1 protein-coding gene (cut by a window edge) is annotated in these 18,297 nt (G+C 65.0%); it reads right to left on the reverse strand.

Features of this window, described 5'->3' with window-relative positions:
- A protein-coding gene (locus ACILSL_RS14625) for a putative Ig domain-containing protein (protein ID WP_395732783.1) crosses the window boundary here: on the reverse strand, nt 1–18,290 show its 5' portion. 12,163 nt of this gene lie to the left of the window's left edge; 18,290 of the gene's 30,453 nt are visible here — the first part of the coding sequence; it begins with the start codon at nt 18,288–18,290; its stop codon lies off the left edge, out of view.
- Nucleotides 18,291–18,297: the final 7 nt, after the last annotated feature.

Here is an 18,297-nt window from a genome sequence, read left to right on the forward strand (position 1 = left end):
AGCACGCCGTCGGCGTTCGAGTCCATCGCCAGGAAGTGGTAGCAGCCCGTGGCGCTTGGACCGCTGGACTTGAAGCCGAAATCAATGGTCATGTTGCCATTGTTGTCGTCCGCGTCGTCGATCGTGTTGAACGCGCCGCTCTCACCGTTCGTGTTGATCGGCTCGCCGCTGTCGCTCAGGGAGATCAGCGCGCTGCTGATGCCGTTCACGGCAGGCTGCACGTTGTCGATCCCGTCGTCATTGCCCACGATGTTGTCGTCCACATCGTTGTCAGACGAGCTGGCCGGGAAGATCGAGACCGTGTTCACCAGCGCCTTGCCCGTGGCAAATTCGGAGGCCGGCACGCGCACATAGTAGGAGCCCGGCACCACATTGGTGAACTGATACTGCCCCACCCTCGTCGAGGTCGTGCTGCTCGTCGTGCTCGCCACAAAGGAACCCGCGCTGTTGAGCAGCTCCACGCGCACACCGCCGATGCCTTCACCGGAGTCATAGACGCCGTTGTTGTTCGCATCCTTGTACACCAGGTTGCCGATGCGGCAGAAGGTCGGGCGCAGACCAAAGTCGATCGTGTTGTCGAGGTTGCTGCCAAACGGCGCCAGCAGGCTGCCCGGCTCCGTCAGGGCGGAGAGCGTGATCATCGGCGAATAAATCGGCGCTCCCGTGGCGGACTGCGTGATGCCGTTGCTGTCGTTGTCGATGCCGTTGTCCGCGTTGCTGCTGGTGCTGCTGCGCCGTGGGTGCGTGATCGGCGGCGTGAGCTTCACGTAATACTTCCCTGCGCTGAGGCCGCTGAAGCTGTAAAGGCCGTCGCTGCCCGTGGTGAAGGTGGTGCCCACTTTCACATCATCGCTGTTGTTCACCGTCGTGTCGGTGGAGGTGTAAAGCTCCAGCTGCGCACCTGCGACGCCGGTTTCACCCACATCCACCAGGCCGTTGTTGTTGGTGTCGGAGAAGACGAAGTTGCCCATCGTCATCGCCGCGCTGAAGCCGAAATCCACCGTCATGTCCTGGTTGCCGCCGCCGCTGGCCAGATTGCCCGGCTCCTTGCCCAGCGCCAGGTTGATCACCGGGCTGGACACCGCCGTGCCCACGCCGCCGGTCTGGATGCCGTTGCTGTCATTGTCCACGCCGTTGTCCAGACTCACGCCCGGAGACGCCGTCGGCCACATCGGGTCAGGCGTTGGCAGCTTCACAAAGTAATTGCCCGCCGTCAGCCCGCTGAAGAGATAGTAGCCGTTCGCATCCGTCGTGGTGGTGGAGATCAGCGTGTCATCCCCCGTGTTCGCCAGCGAATCAGCGCCGGGGTTCATGAGCTGCACCGTGAGGTTTTGCAGCCCGGGCTCACGTGGGTTCTTGAGGCCGTTGCCGTTGGTGTCAGCCCAGACGAAGTCTCCGATGGCCAGCGACTGCGGATTCGTCGTCGCGCTGCCCTGCAGCAGGATGTTGTCGATGTCGATGTACCCGGAGCCGTCACCGCCCCAGAGATAGACTTCGATCATGAAGGACTTGCCCGCGAGCTGCGCTCCCGTCGGCAGCGTCGAGGCACCACCGATGGAGCTGGTCCATGCCAGGTTCATCGAATACCAGGACGCAGTCGCTGCAAGCTGGAAGACGTTCGTCGTCACCGTCTTCATGGTCGCGCCTTCCATCCAGGAGAGGAACACCTTCCCCTGCACGGGCGCGGTGCTGCCCACGCGGTACACATCAAAGAGCAGATTGCCGATGTTGCCCGTGGCCGTCGGGTCCATGTCAAACCGGATCCACAGGCTGTCAGGGCGCTGCACCAGCGATCCCGGCACCGCATCATAGCCCGTGTCATACGCCGCATCCCAGTCGCGCATGCGACGTGAGAGCGCCCCGCTGCGGATCGGCCCGTTGCTCGTCGGCTCGCTGATGTCCTTCAGGCCGTTCATGTCGTCCTCGATCTGGATCTTCGCCGCGTTCACCACGGCGGCGCTCTTCAGGCTCGGCGCTGCGGGCAGCCCGCCGGTGCTTGTGTTCAGCTCGTATTCCAGCAGGTTCGTGAGGGAGGCCGGCACGGCTCGCAGACCAAAGTCGAGGGTGTTGTCCGCATCGATGCCGCCCACCACATCGCCCGGCTCACGGCCCACCGCGAGCGTGACGATCGGGCTGACGATGGCCGTGCTCACACCACCGGCCTGCACGCCGTTGTTGTCATTGTCCACGCCGTTGTCCAGCGCCACCTGCGGTCCGGAGGAAAGCGGATACGCCGTCGGCGGCGTGGCGATCTTCACAAAGTATTTCCCAGGAGCGAGTCCGGTGAACGCATACGCGCCGGTGCCGTCCGTGGTCGTCGTGCCCTGCGAAACATCATCCCCGTTGCCGATCACTGAATCCGTCGTGGCGAACAATTGCAGCGACACACTGCCGATGCCCTGCTCTCCCACATCCTTCGTTCCGCTCTGGTCCGTGTCCTGCCACACCAGATTGCCCAGCGTCAGACCGTTGATCACGGCGATGTAGTCGCGCGTGCCGGAGCACGTGGCGCTGTCCTGAGCACGCACGGTAAAGCTGAAGCTGCCCGCCGCCGTCGGCGTGCCGCTGATCGCTCCGGTGGTGCTGTTCAAGGTCACGCCCGGAGGCAGGCTGCCGGCCGTCACCGAATAAGTGTAGGGACTGATCCCTCCACTGGCCGTGACCGTCTGGCTGTAAGCCATACCACGATAGCCCGAGCTCAGGCTCGTCGGATTCAGAGCCAGCGTCGTGCAGTCCACGGTCATGGTGATGGTCGTTGTGCCCGCGCAACCATAGCTGCCGCGTGCCGTCACCCCAAAGCTGAAGCTGCCGGTTGCCGTCGGCGTGCCGCTGATCACTCCTGTTGGGCTCAGTGCCAGGCCGGGCGGTATGCTGCCAGACGCCAGACTCCAGGTATAAGGAGCGGTCGCGCCGGAGGCCGAAAGCGTCGTCGAGTAGCTGGTGGCCACGGTGCCGTTCGGCACGCTGCTCGGTGTGATGGTCACCGCAGGGCACTGCAGCGTCAGAGTGTAGGCCGAGGTGCCGGGGCAGTTGTTTTGATCCATCGCCTGGATGGTGAAGTTGAAGCTGCCCGCCGTGTCCGTGGGCGTACCGCTCAGCAGACCTGCCGTGCTCAGCGTCATGCCGGCTGGCAGCGTGCCCGTTTTCACCGTCCATGTCTTTGTCCCCACCCCGCCGCTGGCGCTAAACTGCTGCGAGTAGGCCGCGCCCACCGTCGCGGTGGTCAGGGATGCGGGCGAGATGGTGATCGCCGCGCAGTTCACGCCCAAGGCCAGCGCCTGCTGCACCACGCAGCCGTTCAGATCGCTCGCCTGCACCGTGAAGTTGAACGAGCCCACCGCCGAAGTCGTGCCGCTGATCAGACCTGCGGAGGAGAAGGTGATGCCGGATGGCAGCGCGCCGGCCGCCAGCGTCCAGGTGTAGGGAACGGAGCCGCCCGTCGCCGTGAGCTGCTGGCTGTAGGCCACTGTCGTCGTCGCCTGCGGCAGCGTCGTCGGTGTGATGGCGATGGCAGGGCAGCTGAAGATGATGCTGCAGGAGCGCGTGGCCGTACATCCCTCGGAGTCCGTCGCCGTCACGCCAAAGGTGTAGGTGCCAGGTGCCACCGTCGGCGTACCACTGATGAGTCCGCCACTGCTCAGGGTCAGCCCTGTTGGCAGGCTGCCGCTGGCCAGCGACCAGGTGTAGGTGGAATTGCCACCGCTCGCAGTCAAAGTCTGGCTGTAGGCCTGATACTGCCTGCCGGCAGCCAGCGTGGCCGGGCTGATGGTGATCGCCGGGCAGTTCACATGCAGCGTGTAGCTGCGCGTGGCGGAGCAGCCCGCGCTGTCCGTCCCCTTCACCACCACCGTGTAATCTCCCGGCACCGCCGTGGGCGTGCCGCTCAGCAGACCCGCGCTGGAAAGGCTCATGCCCGTGGGCAGCGCACCGCTCTGGATGCTGAAGGTGTAGGGGGAGCTGCCGCCCGTGCCATCCAGCAGCACGGAGGAGTAGGCCGCAAACTGCTGCGCATTCGCCAGGGTGGACGGTGTCAGGGTGATCGTCGGGCAGATGACTTTCACGCTCAGCGCCTTCGTGCTCACGCAGTTGTTCGCATCACGCGCACGCACCGTGAAGGAGTAGGTCGCGGGTGCGGAGCCCGGCGTGCCGCTGAGCACGCCCGCGCTGCTCAGGCTCATGCCCGTGGGCAGCGCACCGCTGGTGATGTCCCACTGATACGGAGCCGTGCCGCCCGTCGCGGTCATCGTCACCGCCGTGTAGGCCGCATACTGGATCGCATCCGTGAAGGTGCCCGGAGAGATGCTCAGCGTCGGGCAGCCCACCGTCAGCGAGTAGCTGCGCAGACCGATGCCGCTGTAGGAGTCTGTGGCGCGCACCGTGAAAGGATAGCTCGCAGGCACCGCCGTGGGCGTGCCGCTCAGCACGCCGGTCGTGGTGTCCAGCGTCAGCCCGGCAGGCATCCCGTTGTTGCCGCTGTTCGTCACCGTGTAACGTGCCAGCGCCTCCGCAGAACTCAGCGCGCGGTTGTAGAGCACCGCTTCATCCAGCGCACCGTTCCATGCGGTGCCGGCTGTCGCGCTGCCCCCCATCACCAGCGGCTGCGTCGCATGATTGATCGCCGTGGTGAAGGCCTTCGTGGCAACCTGCACGCCGTTGACATAAATGCGGATGTTGGTCAGGTCATACGTGGCCACCACATGGCTCCAGCTTCCCACCGTCAGCGTCGCATCGACAAATTCGGACGTGCCGGCCACCGACCCCGTGCCATTGATCCAGAAGCGCACCGTGCTCGTGCCGCTGCGCTGGATCAAACCGTAGCCGTTCACTGGAGAGCTCGCGCTCGATGTCTTCTCGAGGATGATCTGATCTGCCGCAGGCGTGGCGCTGGCCGGACGCACCCAGGCTTCCAGGCTGATCTGCGCCGGACGCATCACCGACTGGTCAGCCACCTGCACGTAATCATTCACGCCATCAAAGCTGAAGGCCTGTCCCACCAGACCGGCGGTGAAGGCCACGCCGTTCATCAGCGCGCCGTTGTTGCCCGCGACCACTTCCGTCGCTCCGCTTTCACCCGGCCACCAGGCGGCGGCTCCGCTCAGTGCGGAAGGTCCGTAGCTCCAGGCGTAAGGCGCGGTGCCGCCCGTTGCCGCCAGATTCTGCGTGTAGGCCGCATACTGCGTCGCCGCAGGCAGCGTGGCCGGATTCACGGTCACGATGGCGTTGCTCAGCGTCAGCGTGTAGTTCTGCGTGCCGGAGCAGCCCATGCTGTCCGTGCTGCGCACCGTAAAGTTGTAGCTGCCAGGAACTGCCGAGGCGCCGGGCGTGCCGCTGATGACTCCGGCGCTGCTCATCGACATGCCATTCGGCAGGGCGCCGCTGCTGATCGCATACACATAGCCACCCGAGCCGCCGCTGGAGGTCAGCGTCAGCGGATTGTAAGCCACATACTGCGTCGCCACCGCCACCGTGCCGGGGGTGATCGTGATGGTCGGGCAGCCGCGGAAGCCGAAGTCGACGGTGTTCTCCGTGTTCGAATTGCCCGTGCTTCCCGGCTCGCCACCCGCCGTCAGCGCGATCACCGGACTCATCACCGCCGTGCTGATGCCGCCGCTCTGGATGCCGTTGCTGTCATTGTCACGCCCGTCATCCGAAGTGTCCACCACGCCGGAAGCCAGCGGATAAGCCGAAGGCGGAGTCGGCACACGCACGCGGTAGTTCGCAGGCTGGTACACCGTGAAGCCATACACGCCCGAGCTGTTCGTCGTCGTGCTGGCGATGACCGTGTTCACCGTGCCATCGAGAAGTTCCACCGTCACTCCAGCGCCCACGCCGGCTTCGGTGCCGCTGCTGAAGACACCGTCATTGTTGGCGTCGATGAAGAGCTGATTGCCAAGCTGGATACCGGAGAACAAACCAAAGTCGACGCTCAGTTCCGTGTCGGGATTGGTGTCGCCATCGTTCGCGGGCTCCGTGCCGCTGGCCAGCGTGATCACCGGGCTGTAGATGTACGTTCCCGGACCGCCGGGCTGGCTGCCGTTGTTGTCATTGTTCACGCCATTGTCCAGCGCCACAACGTTGCCCCCGGTCGCTGGGATGTTCGCTGGCGGCGTCACACGCACCACGTATTTGCCATCGGCCAGTCCGGTGAAGTTGTAAGCGCCCGCCGAGTTGGTCGTCGTGTTGGCGATCAGCAGATCATCCGCGTCTCCGGCGATGTCATTCGTGCTGCGGAACAGATCCACCACCACGCTGCTGATGCCGATTTCAGGATTCGAGCCCGTGTCACGCACGCCGTTCTTGTTCGCGTCGTTCCACACCAGATTGCCGATCGTCAGCGTGGCCGTGGTGTTCACCTGGCAGAGATACACAAGGTCAGCCGCCACCGCATTGGTGCTGCTGCCGCCGGAAAGCGCCAGCGTCGCGGTGTCGATCTGCGATGGCGTCGCGCCGTTGGCCACGCGGAAGTGATAGGTAAACTGCCTCCACAGTGGCTGCGTGCTGTTCGCGCCCGCTTCCGTCCAGTTGTTGTAATCGGATGCGCCAAAGGCCGAGTACGAAATCGTGCCGCCATTGTATCCGCAGCACTGGCTCACGCCCGGAGCCGTCGCGCTCATTTCACCCTGCGGCACCGTGTAGTACTGATACAGCCCCGGCGTCGCTCCGGTGATGATTTGGAAAATCTGTGCATTTGCTCCGAGATTCCACAGGATCGAAGCCGCACCTGACGAGGCGCTGGAAGCCCACACGCTCAGCTCGTATTCCTTGCCCGGCTGCAGCACGCTGCTCCAGCTGCCACCACCCGCAGGCAGCAGATTCACCGCGGAGTTCGTTCCCTGCAGCAGCACCATGCGCTTGCCGTGCCGGCTCTTCACACTCTCCATCCAGGAAACCTTGGAGCCGCTGCTGCCCGCCGCGATCTGCACACGCTGCACCGGCTCGCCGATGCCGCTGGTGCCATTCGTGCCGCCCAGCCACTGGTAGGCATTGACGCCGGTGCCAAACGAGGTGCCCGTGCCGTCATACCCCATCACGCTCGTGGCGGTGCCCGTCACATTCGGCACTCCCAGCAGTTCAAAGCTCGGGTTGTCGATCAGGTTCGTGATCTGACATGGGTTCGCATTGGCAAAGCCGATGTCGATGCTGCTGTCAAAATCCGTGTCATCTCCATCCACGCCAGCGCCGGGCTCCGTGTTGGGATACAGGGTGATCAGCGGCGTGACCACCGCGATCCCTGACACCGCCTGGATGCCGTTGTTGTCATTGTTCACGCCATTGTCCAGGTTCACCTGGCTCGTGCTCACCTTCGGATAGAAGGTCGGCGGTGTCGGGATGCGCACGTAATAGATTCCAGGAGCCAGGCCGCTGAAAAGATACTGACCATCCCAGTCCGTGGTCGTGGAGGCCACCAGCACATCATCGCCGCTGCCATTGTTCACCACGCCATTGATGCCCGGGGCCCAGAGCTGCACCGGCAGATTGGGCACGCCGCTTTCAGACGAGCCGCGCAGGCCGTCATCGTTCATGTCCACCCACACCTGGTTGCCGATGCCCATCCCCTTGATGTTGAAGGTCACCGCCGTCGCACTGCTCTGGCAGCTGTAGGCGTCTGTGGCACGCACGGTGACGGTGTAGGTGCCCAGCGTCGTCGGCGTACCGCTCACCGTGCCGTCGCTGGCCAGACTGAGTCCGGGTGGCAGGCTGCCGCTGACCAGCACAAACGAATACGGCGCGGTGCCACCGCTGCCCGTGATGTTTTGCGAGTAGCTCGTTTGGAGGTACCCATTCGCCTGCGCGGTCCCGCCCACCGCGATCACCGGGCACACCGGCGTGAGCGTGTAGGACCGTGAGCCCGCGCAGCCGTTCGCATCCGTGGCAATGAGCGTGAAGGTGACCGGCGTGCTCGCCGTGGCCGTGCCGCTGAGCACCCCCGTGCTGCTGTTGAGGCTCAGCCATGCGGGCAGGCCCGTCGCGCTCCAGGTCAGCGGCGTCGCGCTCGTGCCACTGGTGGTGATCGTCTGCGAGTAGCTCAGGCCAAGGAACGGCGCAGGCAGCGTGGCCGGGCTGAGTGTGATCGCCGGGCACACCTGCAATTGGTAGCTGGCGGAACCCAGGCATCCGGTTGAATCCGCGATCGCCACCGTGATGTTCGCCTTGCTGCCGTCTCCCGCCGCAGTCGTCCCGCTGATGACGCCGCCGCTGGAAAGTGTGAATCCGGCTGGCAGTGTGCCGCTGCTCAAAGTGTAGGTGTAGGGTCCCGTGCCGCCCGTCGTCGCCAGGGCCTGCGAATACGCGCTGCCCGCTGTCGCGTTCGGCAGGGTGCCCGGCGTCACAGTGAAGATCGTGCAGCGTGGGTCCACCGTGTAAATCTGCGTGGCCACACACCCGTTGGCATCCATGGCGCGGACCGTGAAGTTGCCCGGGCTGTTGTCCGTCGGCGTGCCGGAGATCTTCCCGGTCGTGGCGTTCAGCGTGCACCAGGATGGCAGGGCGCCGCTCACGACGCTGTATTGATAGGGAGCCGTGCCGCCCGTGGCCGCAATCGTCTGCACATACGGCTGCCCCACCGTCGCCGGTGGCAGCGTGGCGGGTGACAGGCGCATGGCGGGGCAGATTTGCAGCGCCGGCCACACGCGGGAGCCGACGCACCCGTTCGCATCCGTGGCGGTCAGGGTCAGGCTGATGCCGACGCCATTCGCCGTTGTCGGCGTGCCGCTGATCACTCCCGTGGTCGCGTTCAGCGTCAGTCCTGCAGGCAGGACGCCGCCCGAAACTCCCCAGACATAATCCAGCCAGCCCGTCACCGGCTGCAGCGTCAGATTCGGGCCGGACCAGTACAGCTTCATCACCGCCTGACCGGCGTTCTCATAATACTCCACCCGGATCGGCACCACGACCCCTGCGGTCAGATTCACCGTGGCGGTGTAGCTGGCGGCGGCCTGATCGATCCAGCGGTCAATCACCAGCGTGTTGTTCACCCAGACGCGGACGCCATCATCGCTCGTGCTTTGGAAGGTGTACGTCCCCGTGGCCGCCGGACGGACAAATCCGCTCCACCTCGCCGAGAACTGGTCCGCTGGCACCAGCGCATCCGGCGAGCCGTTGCTCCAGTCATTGTTGATCGAAGTCTCCTGGCGTGAAAGCAGCAGTGTTTGGAAGTTTGAACCCGAGAAATACTGCGCGGTCAGGCCGGATGTCGGAGAAGCGCTGAACGACTGGCTGTAAGGCACACCCACCGTGCCCACGGCTGGCGTCGCTGGCGTGATCGTGACGGCTGGGCACACGGGCGGCAGCGTGTAAGTCCGGGATGCAGAGCAAAGATTCGCGTCCGTCGCGGTCACGGTGAAGGTGACGGCGGTGGAGTTCGCCGGCGTTCCCGACAGCACCCCGGTGCTCGCATTCAGATACAGCCATGATGGCAGGCCCGTGGCGCTGTACACCACCGGCGTGGCGGTCGTGCCGGACGTCGTGATCGTCTGCGCATACGGAGATCCGATCACCGGAGAGGGCAGTGTGGCGGGGTTCACCGTGATCACCGGGCAGATCTTGATCTGCAGCGCCTGATCTCTGAAGCAGGTGTTCGCATCCATGGCGCGCACCGTGACGGTCGTGCCGTTCACCCCGCTGGTCGAAACCGTCGGCGTACCGCTGATGCTTCCCGTGCTGCTGATGCTCAGACCTTCCGGCCATGTGCCTGAGGATGTGCTCCAGGTGTAAGGGGTCGCACTGCTGCCGCTGGCTCCCATGGCTTGTTCATACGCGCTGCCCACGAGGCCGCTGGCCAGCGTCGCCGGTGTCATCACGATGACCGGGCAGGAGCGGAAACCAAAGTCGATGGTGTTTTCAAAGCTCGTGCTCCCCGCAGTGCCCGGCTCCGTTCCCGTGGCCAGCGTGATCACCGGACTGATCGTCGCCGTTCCTGCACCGCCGTTTTGTGAACCGTTGCTGTCGTTGTCCACTCCATCGTCAGCATAGACCGTGAGCGTGGCGGACGTGTACAGCGCCGGCGGAGTGGGAATGTTCACGCGATAGGTTCCAGGTGCCTGGCCACCAAAGAAATACTTGCCGCTGGCGTCGGTCGTCGTGGTCAGCAGCACGTTGCCCGTGGTGGCGTCCAGCAGCTGCACGGTGATGTTTGCCTGCCCGGATTCCGTGCCGGACTGATAGAGGCCGTCGCCGTTGAGATCGGCAAACACAAGGTCGCCCAGGCTCACGCCATCGCTCAGCGCAAAGTCCACGGTGAAATCCGTGTTGGTGTTGGAGTCGCCATCGTTGACCGATTCCGTACCGGGGATCAGCGTGATCATCGGGCTGTAGATCGGCGTTCCGGGGCCGCCGGGCTGCATGCCGTTGTTGTCATTGTCCACGCCGTTGTCCAGCGCCACCACCACACCGGAGGTCATTGGCAGTGATGCCGGCGGGACCACCTGCACGTAGTAGCTGCCGGAAGGCACGTCGCTGAAAACATAGGCACCGCTGCTGGAAATGGTCACCGGGGGCGAAATCTCGTAGTCCGCATTCACGCCGCTGCCGCCGCGCACGCCGTCCGCCCCTGGATGGAACAGATGCACCACCGCGCCCACCGCACCCGTTTCACCGTAGTCTTTGATGCCGTTGCGGTTGGTGTCCTGCCACACCGCATTGCCCAGGCACAGCCGCGTGTCCGCCACATCCATCTTTTGGAAAACCATGGAATCTTCCTGGCCATAAGGGTTGTCGCCAAACACTCCCATCGTCCTGCCGTCGGCGGAGATGCCGTCTCCACCGTTGTAGAGGTTCCAGAAGGAGTAGGTGCTGTCCTGCGCCACGTGGCCGTCGGAGACGAGCAGTTCGGAGATGCGCGTGTACAAATCCTGCGGCGTGTCCCACATCACCGCAAAGCTGCCCGTGGATCCGCTGCTGTAGATCGTGCCGAGCACACGGCCCGTGTCGCTCACCGCACCGACGATGCCGCCCAGGCTGTCCTGCGGCAGGATGCGCGGCAGATTCGTCCGCGTGCTGGTCTGCGTGTCATACACAAACGGCGTCGGCACCCCGGAAATCTTCTGGCTGGAGCCGATGTAGCGGCCGTTCGGGCTGATGCGGCCCGCATTCAACGAACCACCGGTGAAAGTGACAAGCACCGTGCTGTAGCCTGCTGCAGGGCTGCCGCTGAGCACCTTGCTCACGCCGCTGCTGTCCGTCACCAGCAGCTTGGTGCCGTCGGCGGAGGCGTCGATCACTTCACGCACTCCGGAGATCGCGGTCCAGGCACGGGTGCCGAGGTTCCAGTAGCCGCCCTGCGCCAGCACGGGGCCGCCGGGGCCGTCAGGATCCACCGTGCCGAAGGCATAGGCGCTGTCGCTCGTCAGCGCCACTGGGATGGCGCTCATGCTGGCGTTCGCATCATACGGAGTCAGCAGCCGCACCGTGGTGCCGCTCGTCTGGCTGTAGTACCAGGGCGCGATGCTAAGCTTTTTACCCACTGACCATTTCTCATAACCGACCGCATCACCACTGTCATTGACATCACGCCCCATGGCATAAGGATGTGTCGGATCCAGCAATGGAACGTCCAAATTCACATCCGTGAGGATGTTCATGAGGAAGCCGTAGGAGTTCTTGGCCACGCGGATGCCGGTGATCCACCGCCCGTTTGGCGACATGTTGTAAAGGCAGGTGCCGACTCCGTTGTTTTCACCGCCGAGCACATCCCGGCCAAGGCGCGTCACCAGGTAGGCGCCGCCAATGCTTTGGTTGAACGGCGTGGGGCAGCTCGCGGAGACGGTGGCGGAGATGGTGAGGCTGCGCGTGATCGTCGTCTGGCAGTTGTTGGCATCGGTGACTTTCACCGTGAGCGTGGAGCTGCCTGCCACGGTCGGTGTGCCGCTGATCGCGCCGGTGGAGGTGTTGAAGCTCAGGCCGGCGGGCATCGAACCGCCCGTGATCGCGTAGGTGTAGGGGGCGATGCCGCCTGCGGTGATGAAGGTCTGGGAATAGCTGGAACCCACCATGCCCACAGCCAGCGTGCCGGGGCTGACGCTGATGACAGGGCACTGCGGCGTGATCGTGTAACTCATCGTGCCCACGCAGCTGTTTGCATCCGTGGCGCTGATGACAAAGGTGCGTGAAGCAGAGCTCGAGGGCGTGCCGCTCAGCACGCCGGTGCTCGCGTTGAAGGTTACTCCCGTCGGCAATGTGCCGCTGGCGAGGGCGAGGACATACGGAGAGGTGCCGCCGCTCGCGCTCAGCGTCTGCGATGAACTCACGCCCACCGTCCAGGTGGTCGTGAGGGGAGACAGGGAGATGACGGGGCAGATTTTGAGGCTGATGACCTGGTCCTTCAAGCAGCCGCTGGCATCCATGCTGCGCACCGTGAAGCTGCCGCCCGCTCCATTGGCGGTCGTGGGCGTGCCGCTGATGACGCCGCTGCTGCTGAGCAGCAGACCTGCGGGCAGCGTGCCGTTGCTGATCGAATAGGTGTAGGGCGAAGTGCCGCCGCTGGAGGCCAGGGCCTGGCTGTAAAATGTGCCGACCGTGGCCGCTGTCGCGGTGGTGGGCGTGATGCTGATGGCCGGGCAGACCTGCAGGGTCAAAGTCTTGGAAGCCTGGCAGCCATTGGCGTCCGTGGCGCGCAGGGTGAGGCTGGCGCCCGTCGCATTCACCACCGTGGGCGTGCCGGAGATCACGCCGGTGCTGGCATTGAGCGTGAGACCCGTTGGCAGCGTGCCGCTGGTCAGCGCCCAGGTGTATGCGGCGCTGCCACCGCTGGCCGTGAGCGTCTGCGAGTAAGCGGTGCCGGACACGGCCTGCGCCAGCGCTGCAGGCAGGATGCTAATCGTTGGGCAGACTGGCGCAAGGGTGCAGGCCTGGGTTTTGGCGCAGCCGTTGGCATCCGTGGCACGCACGGTGAAGGCGGCGGTGGAGGTGCTGGTGGGGGTGCCGGTGATCACACCTGCGGAGCTCATCGTGGCCCAGGCGGGCAAAGATCCGCTGGCCAGCGTGAAGGTGTAGGGGGAGGCACCACCGCTGGCGGAGATGGTCTGGGAATACGCCACACCCACCGTTGGCGTGGTCAGTGTCGCAGGCGCGAGCGAGACCACCGGGCAGACCTGCAGTGCCAGTGTCTGCGATCCCTGGCAGCCGTTGGCATCATTCACCCGCACAACGATGGAGCTGGCCGGGCTGGCCGCCGCGGTCGGCGTGCCGCTGATGACACCGGTGCTGGCATTGAGAGTGAGGCCTGTGGGCAGCGTGCCGCTGATGAGTGTCCAGGCGCTGTAAGGGGCCGTGCCACCGCTGGCGGCCAGTGTCTGCGAGTAAGCCGTGCCGACCGTGCCCTGCGTGAGCGTGGTGGGGCTGATGGCGATGGTGGCGCAGCCCGGTGTGACGGTGTAGGCGCGGGTGCCGGTGCAACCGTTCGCATCCGTGGCGCGCACCGTGAAGGTGGCCGCGGTGGTGGTGGTGGGCGTGCCGCTCAGCACCCCTGCACTGCTCAGGGTGGCCCAGGCAGGCAGCGTGCCGCTGGCCAGCGTGTAGGTGTAGGAGGCCGCACCACCGGAGGCGGTGAGGGTCTGCGAATACGCGGTGCCCACCGTCGGTGCGGTCAATGTGACAGGTGAAAGCGTGACGACGGGGCAGACCTGCAGCGTGTAGGTCTTGGTGCCGGCGCAGGTGTTCACGCTGTCCGTGGCGGCGATGGTCACACTGACTCCGCCCGCATTGCCCGTGGTCGGCGTGCCGCTGAGGACGCCCCCACTGCTCAATGTCAGGCCCGCAGGCAGCGTGCCGCTGGTGACTGACCAGGTGTAATTTCCTGAACCGCCGGTGGCGGCGAGCGTCTGTGAATACGCGCTGCCCACCGTGCCCAGAGGCAGCGTGGCGGTGGAGATGGTGATGGCCGGACAGCCCATCGCAAACGTCATCGCCTGCGTGCCCTGGCAGCCGTTCGCATCCGTGGCGCGCACCGTGACGTTGCCGCTGGTCTGCGAGGAAGGCGTACCGCTCACCACCCCCGTGCTGGCATTGAGTGAGAGACCCGCTGGCAGCGTGCCGCTGACGACCGCATACGTGTAAGCAGCGGAACCACCCGAAGCCGTGATGGTCTGCGAGTAGGAGACGCCCACGGTGCCCGTGGCCGGAGTGGTGGGAGAGAGGGAAATGACCGGGCAGATCTGCAACGTCACGGCCCGCGTGCCCTGACAGCCATTGGCATCATTCACCCGCACCGTGAGGGTCGTGGCAGGACTTGCGGAGGCCGTGGGCGTACCGCTGATGACCCCCGTGCTGGCATTGAGCGTCAGGCCCGCTGGCAGCGCACCGCCGGTGACCGTCCAGCTGCCGTAGGGAGCGATGCCACCACTCGCGGCGAGCGTCTGCGAGTAGGCCGTGCCCACCGTGCCTGCGGCCAGCGCCGCCGGCGTGATGCTGATGGCCGGGCACACCGGCGTGAGCGTGTAGGCGAGCGTGGATGTGCAAGCATTGGCATCCGTGACACGCAGCGTGAAAATAGCCGTTGTCGTGGTGTTGGGCGTGCCGCTGAGCACACCGGCGGAAGTCAGCGAAGCCCAGGCGGGCAGCGTGCCGCTGGCCAGCGTGAAGGTGTAAGGACCGGTGCCGCCGCTGGCCGTGATCGTTTGAGTGTATGACGTGCCCACCGTCGCCGTGGGCAGCGTGGTGGGTGAGAAGGTGACGACGGGGCAGATTTGGAACGTGATCGCGCGCGATCCCTGGCAGCCGTTGGCGTCATTCACCCGCACCGTGACTGAGGTGGACGGGCTGGCGGAGGCCGTCGGCGTGCCGCTGATGACACCCGTGCTGGCATTGAGCGTCAAGCCCGCTGGCAGCGTGCCTGCGGTGACGGTCCATGAACTGTAAGGCGCAATGCCGCCGGTGGCGGAAAGGGGCTGTGAGTAGGAGCTGCCGACCGTGCCCTGGGCGAGTGATGCCGGCGTGATGGTGACCGTAGGGCAGACCGGCGTGACGGTGAACGAGAGCGTGGTGGAGCAGCCATTGGCATCCGTGACCTGCACGGTGAACGTGGCGGCGGTGGTGCTGTTTGGCGTACCGCTGAGCACGCCGGAGGAACTCAAGGTGGCCCAGGAAGGAAGCGCGCCACTGGCCAGCGTGAAAGTGTAGGTAGCAGTGCCCCCGGAGGCGGTGAGCGTCTGCGAGTAAGCCGTGCCCACAGTCGGAGTGGGCAGGATGGCGGGCGAGATCGAAATGAGCGGGCAGATTTGCAGCGCCACCACCTGCGTGCCCTGGCAGCCGTAGGCGTCATTCACGCGCACCGTCACCGAAGTCGAGGGGCTGGCGGAGGCCGTGGGCGTACCGCTGATGACCCCGGTGCTGGCATTGAGCGTCAAACCCGCAGGCAGCGTGCCGCTGGTCACGGTCCAGGAGCTGTAAGCTGCCGTGCCCCCGCTCGCGCTCAGCGTCTGCGAGTAGGCGGTGCCCACCGTGCCCGGAGCGAGCGTGCTGGGCGAGATGCTGATCGTCGGGCAGGCAGGTGCGACGGTGTAAGCCTGAGTGTCAAGACAGCCTGCGGCATCCGTGGCACGCACCGTGAAACTCGTCGAGGCGCCGCTGGTGGGAAGACCGCTGATCGTCCCATTGCTGGTGCTCAGAGACAGCCCCGAAGGCAGCGTGCCGCTGGTGAGCGCCCAGGTGTAAGGCGAGATGCCGCCGGTGGCGCTGAGTGTTTGTGTGAAGCTGGTGCCGACCGTCGGCGTGTTGAGCGAGGCAGGCGTGACCGTCACCGCCGGGCAGGTCGGTGTGATGCTGCTGGTCAGCGTGCCGGTGCAGCCCTTCGCATCCGTGGCGCGCAGCGTGAAGCTGGTGGCGCTGGAGCTGGTGACGGTTCCGGAGATGACGCCCGTGCTGGCATTCAGCGTGAGACCGGCAGGCAGCGCGCCCGTGGCCACCGCGTAGGTGTAGGGGCCGTTGCCGCCGCTGGCGGTCACCGTCTGCGAATACGCCGTGCCCACCGTGGGAGTGGGCAGCGTGCCTGGAGTCAGCGTGATGGTGCTGCAGGTGACATTGAAGAGATAGTCTTCCACCTCGCCGGGGCCGCTGGCGCCCGAGGGGCCGGGATTGGTCACGGCGGTGAGCCGGAAACGTGCACCGAGAGCGCCCACCGCGGCTGTGGCCGGCACATTGAAGGTGTAGCTCTGGCTCACATTGCTGGTGCCGCTCGGGATGGTGACGTTGCTGATGATCTGATCGCCGCTGTCTGTGAGCGATCCATTGTTGCCGAAGTCCACCCAGCCATTCAGGAAGGCGGGCGCGCCGGAGGTGTTCGTCACCTTCACCGTCACACTCACGCCCGTGGCCCCCTGCACCGCACTGGCAGGCAGCGTCACGCCGTCTTCGTCATCCGTCCATGACAGGTCGTCCGCATTCGCCGCCGTATTGAACGCGGCCGGAATGTCGTAATCAACCAGCGAACCCATCAGCAGCGAGCTGAACACGGTGTCGCGTGCCACCGGGAAACCGGAGTAGTCGCCGAAGTCATCCAGCACCTGGGTGAACTCATAGCGCATGGCACCGCCGGAGATGGCGTTTGCCGCGATGCTGGAGTTCACGGTGGTGGCCACGCCGGTGGTTTTGTCCAGAGTGTACAGCGCCTTGCCCGCCTGCGCATACAGCGTGCCGTAGCCGTCTGTGGAAAGGCCGAACACATCGGCGATGGCCGCGCCCCCCGTGGTTTTGATCTGCCCCACCAGCTGCGTGGCGGTGCCGCCTTCAGGCACTTTGTACAAATAGAACGTGGTGAATCCGCTGCCGGCCGCCGTGTAGTACAATTCATTGCCGATCCATGCCAGGTCACCGGCGCTGTTGAGCGCCTCCCCATTTGGCACGGTGGCCGGTGAGCTGTAGGCGCGGGTCAGCGCCGTGGTGGAACTGGTGCTGAGCGAGGACAGATTGAAGGTGTAGATGTCACCGTCGTTGACGCTGCTGATGTAGGGCTTCCCGGCCGAGTCAAACACCAGGCCGTTCAAGCTGTTGCCAAAACTGCCCAGCCGCGTCAAGGCTCCCGTCGTCGGGTTGATCTGGTAGATGTTGTTGAAATCGATGCCGTAGAGAATGCCCGAAGGCGACCACGCCAGGTCCGTGAGATAACGCACGCTCGAATCCTTCGTCTGCCCCACCAGCGTCTTCTGCCCTGTGGACACATCATACGTCTCCAGATACCCCGTGCTGCCACCGCCCGAGCTCACATACAGCAGGCTCGAGTAGCTCGTGCCCGAGGCCACCGTCATAAAATACGACTGCGAGGCGGTGCAGCCGTAGGAGTCGCTGACCTGGATCGTGAAGCTGGAGGTGCCCTTGGCCGTGGTGGTGCCGCTGAGCACACCCGCGCTGCTCAGGGAAAGACCCGCTGGCAGCGTGCCCGATGCCAGCGACCAGGTGAGCGGTCCATTCATGGAACCCGAGGTCGCCGTGGCCACCATCGTGACATTGACCGATGTGGACAGATCCCACGAACCCATGGCGAACGGTGAGATGACATAGCTGGTGCATGCCGGAGCAAAAGTGTAGCTGCGGGTGCCGGCACAGCCGCTTTGATCCACCGCCCGCACCGTAAACGTCTCGGTGTCTCCAGAGGTGGGCGTGCCGGTCAGTGCGCCGTCTGAGCTTAGCGTCAGCCCGCTGGGCAGCGTGCCGCTGCTCACACTGAAGGTGTAGGGGGATGAGCCGCCGCTGGCGCTGATCGTCTGCGTGTAAGGGGTGCCGACCGTCGCAGCGCCCAGAGTGGTGGGCCCCACGGTGATGGCCGGGCAGATTTGCACCAGATAATCTTCCACCTCACCATTGCCATCCAGGCCTGTGGAGCCCGGAGAACTGTTGGAGGTCAGGCGCACGCGCACGCCCACATTGCCAGCGGTGGCGCCGGACGGCACGGTGAAGTTGACGGTCCTGTTGGAATTCGAACTGCCCGTGGCGATCGTGATGTTCGAGGCAACCTGCTCGCCAGAGTCCGTGAGCAAGCCGTTATTGTTGTAGTCGATCCACGCATTGAGGAAGACGGTGGCCCCGCTGGAATTCGTCACGTTCACCACCATGCTGCCTGTCGTCCCTGTGACCAGACTGCCCGGCAGAGTCACGCCGTCTTCATCATCCGAGCCCGTGATGTCATCTCCCGTGGCCAGGGAATTTGTGGTGATGGACGTTTCACTGTCAGTGGTCGCACCGATCCTGATGGAACTCACCGTCGTGCTGCTGGCACTGCTAAAGCCACTGTAATCACTGAAATCCGTGGCGGCAAACGCCCCCACTGCCGAAGCGACAAACAGAGTGATACCCGCCGTCAATGAGCGC

Source organism: Prosthecobacter sp. (assembly GCF_044222345.1).
GTDB lineage: Bacteria > Verrucomicrobiota > Verrucomicrobiia > Verrucomicrobiales > Verrucomicrobiaceae > Prosthecobacter.